General features: G+C 56.4%; 8 protein-coding genes. 5 read left to right on the top strand and 3 right to left on the bottom strand.

Annotation, left to right across the window (positions count from 1 at the left end):
- Positions 1 to 18 precede the first annotated feature (18 nt).
- From WC593_10835 to WC593_10815, 5 genes are read left to right on the top strand one after another with little or no spacing between them, the layout of a single operon-like run.
- Complete coding sequence (locus WC593_10835; protein ID MFA4825638.1) at positions 19 to 285, top strand: 4Fe-4S binding protein; 267 nt, start codon at positions 19 to 21, stop codon at positions 283 to 285.
- A 22-nt stretch (positions 286 to 307) separates the two neighbouring features.
- Positions 308 to 715: a molybdopterin dinucleotide binding domain-containing protein gene (locus tag WC593_10830; protein MFA4825637.1), complete on the top strand. Its 408-nt coding sequence runs from the start codon at positions 308 to 310 to the stop codon at positions 713 to 715.
- A gap of 6 nt (positions 716 to 721) precedes the next feature.
- Positions 722 to 2,047, top strand: a complete 1,326-nt coding sequence (locus tag WC593_10825) for a formylmethanofuran dehydrogenase subunit B (protein ID MFA4825636.1) — start codon at positions 722 to 724, stop codon at positions 2,045 to 2,047.
- The gene (locus WC593_10820; GenBank protein ID MFA4825635.1) at positions 2,047 to 3,753 is read left to right on the top strand and encodes a formylmethanofuran dehydrogenase subunit A; all 1,707 of its coding nucleotides are present in this window, start codon (positions 2,047 to 2,049) and stop codon (positions 3,751 to 3,753) included. Before WC593_10825 ends, WC593_10820 begins: the two co-directional genes overlap by 1 nt.
- An 11-nt stretch (positions 3,754 to 3,764) precedes the next feature.
- On the top strand, positions 3,765 to 4,565 hold the full coding sequence (locus WC593_10815) for a formylmethanofuran dehydrogenase subunit C (protein ID MFA4825634.1): 801 nt from the start codon (positions 3,765 to 3,767) through the stop codon (positions 4,563 to 4,565).
- A 68-nt stretch (positions 4,566 to 4,633) separates the two neighbouring features.
- Here WC593_10815 and WC593_10810 read toward each other — a convergent pair whose 3' ends face one another.
- Genes WC593_10810 through WC593_10800 form a run of 3 tightly spaced genes read right to left on the bottom strand, consistent with a single transcriptional unit; the run spans position 4,634 to position 6,745 of the window.
- Positions 4,634 to 5,212 (bottom strand): methyltransferase domain-containing protein, encoded by a 579-nt coding sequence (locus WC593_10810; protein ID MFA4825633.1) that lies wholly within the window; start codon positions 5,210 to 5,212, stop codon positions 4,634 to 4,636.
- Entirely contained in the window at positions 5,209 to 5,589 is a 381-nt protein-coding gene (locus tag WC593_10805; GenBank protein ID MFA4825632.1) for a hypothetical protein, read from the bottom strand. Before WC593_10805 ends, WC593_10810 begins: the two co-directional genes overlap by 4 nt.
- Positions 5,576 to 6,745 (bottom strand): aminotransferase class V-fold PLP-dependent enzyme, encoded by a 1,170-nt coding sequence (locus tag WC593_10800; GenBank protein ID MFA4825631.1) that lies wholly within the window; start codon positions 6,743 to 6,745, stop codon positions 5,576 to 5,578. The genes WC593_10805 and WC593_10800 overlap by 14 nt, the downstream gene beginning before the upstream one ends.
- Positions 6,746 to 6,763: the final 18 nt, after the last annotated feature.

The raw sequence follows: 6,763 nt of genomic DNA, 5'->3' as shown, positions 1-6,763 counted from the left end.
AATTTGTGTGTGATGTGCATGGCTTTTGCAGTTCATGTAAACATGGAACGCTGTACCGGGTGCAACAACTGTGTTGTTGCCTGCCCGGTTAATGCTCTCGAGCTCTTTTCGCTCGACCCTGTTACCAGGGAAAAGATCTACCAGGTACAGGATGGTATTGCGGTCAGCCTCGATTTCAAGGCTGAACTCTGTGCAGGATGCGGTGTGTGCGTAGAAGCGTGTCCGTACGAAGTGATCAGCCTTTCCGGCAAAGGCACAGGTAGCGACTTCCCGGTCAGAGCCTGACCAGATTTTTCGAGGAGATAGTATGGAAAAGAAAATAACCCTCAACATGATCACATGCCGGACCATCCAGCAGGGTGTCGGCATGGAAGCAGGCAAGACGTCCCAGAAATATTTCGACGCTTGCACGATTATGCACATGCACCCTGAGGATATGAAGAAACTCGGTGTATGGAAGAATACCAATGTCAAGGTCACCAGCTCGGTCGGCAGCGTTATTGTAAAAGCTGTCGAGACCCGCGAAGATCTTGTACCGGGCCTTGCCCACATCCCGATGGGACCCTGGGCAAACCGGATCGTCCCGGCTTACACGTTTTCAACAGGTGAACCCTGCTTCAAGGGATTCCCGGTCGATGTCGAGGTAGCTGCCAGTGCACGCATTATGGGCGCAGTCGAGGTATTGCAGGACGCCTGCGGCCTCATAAGGAAGTGAGGAGCTATGCCAAAAGATGTAACTGATGTAATCTGTCCGTTCTGCGGTACCCTGTGCGATGACCTTATCGTCACCGTATCCGATGACAATAAGACCATTCTTGGGGTCAAGAATGCGTGCGCCATCGGCGCCGAGAAGTTCAACCACCAGCGGCTTCCCGGCCGCGTCAAGCTGCCCCGGATGAGACAGGCCGATGGTACCTATAAGAATATCTCCTACGATGAGGCGATCGACTGGACCGCAAACATGCTGGTCAAGTCACGAAAGACCCTGATGTACGGCTGGGCATCCACCAGCTGCCAGGCCATGAGCATCGGCCACGAGATTGCAGAGAAGGTTGGCGGCATTGTCGACAACTGCGCAACCGTCTGCCACGGCTCGTCCCTCATCGCGATCGAGGATGTCGGTGTCCCGAGCTGTACGCTCGGCGAGGTCAAGAACCGTGCCGACCGTGTTATCTTCTGGGGATGCAACCCGGCTCACGCCCACCCCCGCCACATGTCCCGGTACTCGATCTTCCCCCGTGGTTTCTTCACCGTCAAGGGCCACAAGGGTCGCAAGATCTACTGTGTTGACTGCCGGTACACGGACACTGCAAAGTGCGCCGATGAGTTCATCCAGGTCCAGCAGGGCTATGACTACGAACTCTTAAACGCTTTCAGAACAGCAGCCCGCGGCGAAGCCCTCCCGGACACCGTTGGCGGCGTCCCGAAAGAGAAGATCATTGAGATCGTTGAGGATTTGAAATCAGCCCGCTTCGGCATCATCTTCTTCGGCATGGGACTTACCCACACGATGGGCAGGAACCACAACATCGATATCGCGATCAACCTGACCCGCGACATGAACGATTTCACGAAATTTGCGATCATGGCCATGCGGGGTCACTGGAACGTTACCGGCTCCGGCCAGGTGCTCGGCTGGCAGTACGGGTTCCCGTACGCCGTTGACCTCTCCCGCAGGGACCAGGCACGCCACCAGACCGGAGAGACAACGTCTGTTGATCTCCTCAACCGCAACGAAGTCGAGGCCTGTTTCTACATTGCCACCGACCCCGGTGCACACTTCCCGGTCGATGCGATGATCAGCAGCTCAAGAAAGCCCACCGTCACGGTCGACCCGCACATCAACTGCACGACCGAGATCTCGGACATCCACATCCCCGTTGCGATGGTCGGTGTCGAAGTCGGGGGCTGTGCCTATCGTATGGACAACGTCCCGATCGAAACCCGTAAGGTCGTCGACCCGCCAGAGGGTGTGCTCACGGACGAGGAACTGTTGACAAAGATCAACCACCGTGTTGACGAACTCCTCGCCAAGGGAGGCGCATGATGTCTGAATTTATCATCAGGAACGGCCACGTTTTTGACCCGGTCCAGGGAATCAAGGGCGACAAGAAGGATATCGCGGTCAAGGACGGCAAGATTGTCGAATCAGTCAGCTCCGGTGCACGGGTCATCAATGCCGCAGGCAAGACAGTCATGGCAGGCGCCCTTGAGATCCATGCCCACGTCGCAGGCCCCAAGGTCAATGCAGGCCGCTGGTACCGCCCCGAGGACAAGCATTTCGACTCCCACAAAAAACCCGGCATGACCCGGATCGAGGGGGGCAAGTCCATCCCGACCGTCTTCAAGACCGGCTACGAGTACGCCCGCATGGGATTCACATTCGCCATGGAAGCCGCGATGCCCCCTCTGTATGCCCGGCACGTCCACGAAGAGATCCACGACACCCCCATCATCGATGAGGCTGCACTCCCGGTCTTCGGCAACAACTGGTTCATCCTTGAGTATCTCAAGAACCATGAGGTCGAGAACACCGCAGCCTATATCGCCTGGGTGCTCCGCCAGACCAAAGGCTATGGTGTCAAATGCGTCAACCCCGGCGGCACCGAAGCCTGGGCATGGGGACTGAACTGTCTCACTATCCATGACCCGGTCCCGTACTTCGAGATCACCCCGGCAGAGATCATCAAGGGCCTGATCGAGGCAAACGAGTTCCTCGGCCTCCCACACTCGATGCACCTCCACCAGAACGATCTCGGTAACCCCGGAAACTACAAGACCACCATCGACTCCTTAAAGCTCGCTGAAGGCATCAAGGCCAGGAACAACTTCGGCCGCGAGCAGGTCCTGCACTCCACGCACCTCCAGTTCCACTCCTATGGCGGAACCAACTGGGGCGACTTCGAGTCCAAGGCAAAGGAAGTCATGGAGTACGTCAACAAGCAGAAGAACCTCACCATCGATACCGGAAACGTCACTCTTGACGAGACCACGACAATGACTGCCGACGGTCCGTTTGAACACCACCTCCACGGCCTCAACCACCTGAAGTGGTTCAACGTGGACGTGGAACTCGAGACCGCAGCGGGTATTGTACCCTTTATCTATGATCCGAGCAACGCCGTCTTCTGCTCCCAGTGGGCAGTCGGCCTCGAAATTCCGCTCTATGCAAAGGACCCGATGCGCTGTTTCATCACCACCGACCACCCGAACGCAGGACCGTTCACCCGGTACCCGCGTGTCTACTCATGGCTGATGAGCAAGAAGGTCCGCGATGAGCTCCTCAATGGCTTCAAGAAAGCCGACAAGGTTATCGGCGCAACCACGCTCGCAAACATCGACCGTGAGATCACGCTCTACGAGCTCGCTGCCATGACCCGTGCAGGTCCCGCAAAGGCACTCGGCCTTTCCAAGGACTACGGTGGCTTAAAGCCCGGCATGAACGCCGATATCGCCATCTACAACATCAACCCGGACAAGTTCCCTTCAACCGGCCCTGAGATCGAGAAGGCATTTGCCAATGTTGCCTACCTCTTCAAGGACGGCAAGATCTGTGTCGAAGAAGGCAAGGTTGTCGACATGGGCAAGAAGCAGACCTTCTGGGTGGATGCGAAAGTCAAGGAGAACAAGCAGGTCATGCATGATGTCCGGGAGAAATTCCTCCGCTACTACAGCGTGAACGAGAACAACTACCCGGTCCCCGAGAGCTATGCACCGCACCAGCACATCATCAGCGTGGATGCAACCCAGTGAGGTGAAAAAAAATGAACACTGTTACACTGACTGTAAAGAACGCACCGGAACTCTTCTTGGAATGTGAGAATGTCAACCCGGATGTATTCGCCGGCAAGAAGGCCGACCAGATAGCAAAACTCGGTGCTTTCCAGGGCAAGGAGATCACGACCCTGGGAGACTACTTCACCATTGCCGGTGAAGCAGGCGCAACGGCAGCAGAGACAAAGATCGTCATCAACGGCGACTGCACGAAGATGAAGTACATCGGTGCGAAGATGACTGCCGGTGAAGTGGTCGTCAACTCTGCCTGCGATATGTACACCGGCAGCTGGATGAAGGGCGGCAAACTCGTTGTCAACGGGGATGTCCACTCGTTCTGCGGCCTTGCAATGGCGGGCGGCGAGTTCACCATCAACGGCAATGCCGGTAACTACCTCGGCGCTGCCTACCGTGGCGACTGGCGAGGCATGAGCGGGGGAGTCCTCCGCGTGAAAGGTAATGCCGGCTCCGATGTCGCAACCTTCATGACCGGCGGCGAGATGATCATCGAGGGCAATGTCGATATCCATCTCGGCACCCACATGGAGGGGGGCAAGATCATCCTCAAGGGCAACGCGAACCGCCGTGTCGGCGGCCAGCTGGTCAAGGGAGAGATCTACGTCTTTGGCTCGATCAACGTCATGATGCCCGGTTACAAACCGGTCAGGGACGTCGACCTTGAAGTCGATGGGACCAAGGCAAAGTTCACCGAGTATATCGGCGACCTTGGCGAGCGCCACCCCAAGCGCAAGGGCGAAACCGTGTACGGCAAGCTCTATATGAAACAATAAATTTTTTTTATCGCACATGTCACATACACGGTGAAGGAATTCATCCCTCTCACCGGATTCTGTGTGCGTTACTCTTTTCGTGCAGTTACTATACAAAAACCGTTCAGGTTTTCCCGTACACCAACACCGGAAAAGCCCGCGTAGGTGAGTGCTGCCATCACCTGTTCCGCAGTCAGGAACTCCGCATAGTGCAGGAACCGGCCGGCAGGTTCGCGGGCCCGTTCCCGCAGGGCAACTTCCCCGTCTTTTTCCAAAAAGGCAACAATGAGCGTCCCCCCGGGGCGGATGACGCGGCACGCCTCCCGGAACGACCGGGCCACATCATCCAGGAAGCAGATGACCGTCATCATAAGGATGCAGCTGAATGTTCCGGACCGGTACGGCAGGAATTCCCCCTTGCCCAGAACCGTTTCCACCCCCCGCTCCCGTGCCATAGCGAGCAGCCGGAGTGATGGATCGAGACCGTGCCGGATCCCGAGCCGGCATGCGAACCTGCCGGAACCCACGCCGATTTCAAGACCATTGTCCGTGCCGGGGATATACCGGCGGAGGGAACCGGTCTGGGCTGCATAGATGTCTTTGTTTGCATCAAACCATTCGTCATAATCATCGGCAAAACGGTCGAAGATACCGGCAGCCGGATTCATGCACGGTCTTCCTGTTGTGGCATCCGGGTCTTCATTTTCATGCGGATCGATCCGGCAATCTCCTGCATCGTAAGGATTCCGGGGTTACCCTGACCGAAATAGTAGAGCAGGAGGTGGAAATAATCAGCGGTCAGGTCGGCATTCTCCTTCCGGTACCGCACCTCGATATTAGCATCCCCCTCAAATCCCTTGACCAAAATGAAGTGTTCCTGCTCAAACGAGAAGTACGGGCGCCGGAGGTGAGGGTACTGCTTCACCGTGCCAAACGATGCAAGGAACCGGAGAAAATCAGGAGAGAGGGGTTCATCGAGGACATACTCTTTCATGAGCGACCCGTCAACGCAGACCTTGGTCTGGACAGACTTAACGATCCGCATGTTCCGCTACCTCCCGCACTGCGTCTGCAGCCAGACGACATTCCCCGGGAGTGTTGAGACGGGAGAAACTCACCCGGATACATCCTTTCCCGCCATCGATCTGTTCGTGAACGAGGGGTGCACAGTGAAGACCGGTCCGCGTGATGATATTGTATGCCTTTGCAAGGATGTAACCGGCCTCATCGTTGTCAAGATTCCGGATGTTGAAAGAGACAACCGGGAGATCGGGTGAAGGGGTGTAGAGTATGATATCCGGATCCCGGTTAAGTTCCCTGATGAAGAGCGAAGTAAGGCCCCTGCATTTACTGGTGATTGCGTCCTGTCCCTGCCGTTCGATGGAGCGGATACCGGCAAGGAGCGAGGCAATACCGGGATAATTCGGGGTGCCGGCCTCGAACTTCCGGGGCATATCCTGCGGGTGAGCAAGTGTGCGGGAATCCGTGCCGGTGCCCCCCTGCCGGACCGGAACGATCGCTTCGGGATCCTGGAGGTAGAATCCCCCGATACCGGGAAGCCCAAAAAGTGCCTTGTGTCCGGTGAATATAAACGCACCCGCTGGGATTTCTGACAGGTTGATGGGAATCTGCCCAACAGTCTGGGCCCCGTCAACGATGAGGAAGATATCGTTTGATGCACAATATTCCGCTACGGGCCGTATGTTTTGTAAGGTGCCGAGCACGTTACTGCCATGGGTCATGACAACGAGGCGGGTATCCGGACATATGGTTTTTTTGATCTCCTGAAGGGTGACGCGGCCGTCATGGAATGGGAGCAGGGAGAGGGTGAGACGCCCTTCCCCTTCAAGAGTATGCAGGGGGCGGAGTACGGAGTTGTGCTCCAGTTCTGTCGTGATTGCATGAAAAGGCGTGTTCTGGTTTTTTACAAAACCGTGGATGAGCAGATTTAAGGAATCCGTTGCGCCCTGCGTGAAGATAAAATGGTCCGGCTCCTCAGCATGGAAAAAAACGGCAAGTGCATCCCGGGTTGCAGAGGGATAATCCATTGCTCCCCCGGCAGTTGAACGCCCAGACTCGAAAAAGGGAGTTTGCAGGCACCGGTCAACTTCCGCAAGTACTTCCGGGGGTTTCGGCCAGCTTGTTGCCGCATTGTTGAGGTAGATGAGCGGGGGTTCACCCGCTCCCGGGTGCTCAGCCATTGCTGTAAGGTTAAGTCA

Source organism: Methanoregula sp., assembly GCA_041645435.1.
Taxonomy (GTDB): Archaea; Halobacteriota; Methanomicrobia; order Methanomicrobiales; family Methanospirillaceae; genus Methanoregula.
Note: the sequence above shows the minus strand (reverse complement) of the source record. Positions and strands in the feature narration are given on the sequence as shown.

Excerpts from the sequence above, each read along its gene's own strand:
- WC593_10835 (MFA4825638.1), top strand. The coding sequence starts at position 19 with ATGGCTTTTGCAGTTCATGTAAACATGGAACGCTGTACCGGGTGCAAC.
- WC593_10830 (MFA4825637.1), top strand. The coding sequence starts at position 308 with ATGGAAAAGAAAATAACCCTCAACATGATCACATGCCGGACCATCCAG.
- WC593_10825 (MFA4825636.1), top strand. The coding sequence starts at position 722 with ATGCCAAAAGATGTAACTGATGTAATCTGTCCGTTCTGCGGTACCCTG.
- WC593_10820 (MFA4825635.1), top strand. The coding sequence starts at position 2,047 with ATGTCTGAATTTATCATCAGGAACGGCCACGTTTTTGACCCGGTCCAG.
- WC593_10815 (MFA4825634.1), top strand. The coding sequence starts at position 3,765 with ATGAACACTGTTACACTGACTGTAAAGAACGCACCGGAACTCTTCTTG.
- WC593_10810 (MFA4825633.1), bottom strand. The coding sequence starts at position 5,212 with ATGAATCCGGCTGCCGGTATCTTCGACCGTTTTGCCGATGATTATGAC.
- WC593_10805 (MFA4825632.1), bottom strand. The coding sequence starts at position 5,589 with ATGCGGATCGTTAAGTCTGTCCAGACCAAGGTCTGCGTTGACGGGTCG.
- WC593_10800 (MFA4825631.1), bottom strand. The coding sequence starts at position 6,745 with ATGGCTGAGCACCCGGGAGCGGGTGAACCCCCGCTCATCTACCTCAAC.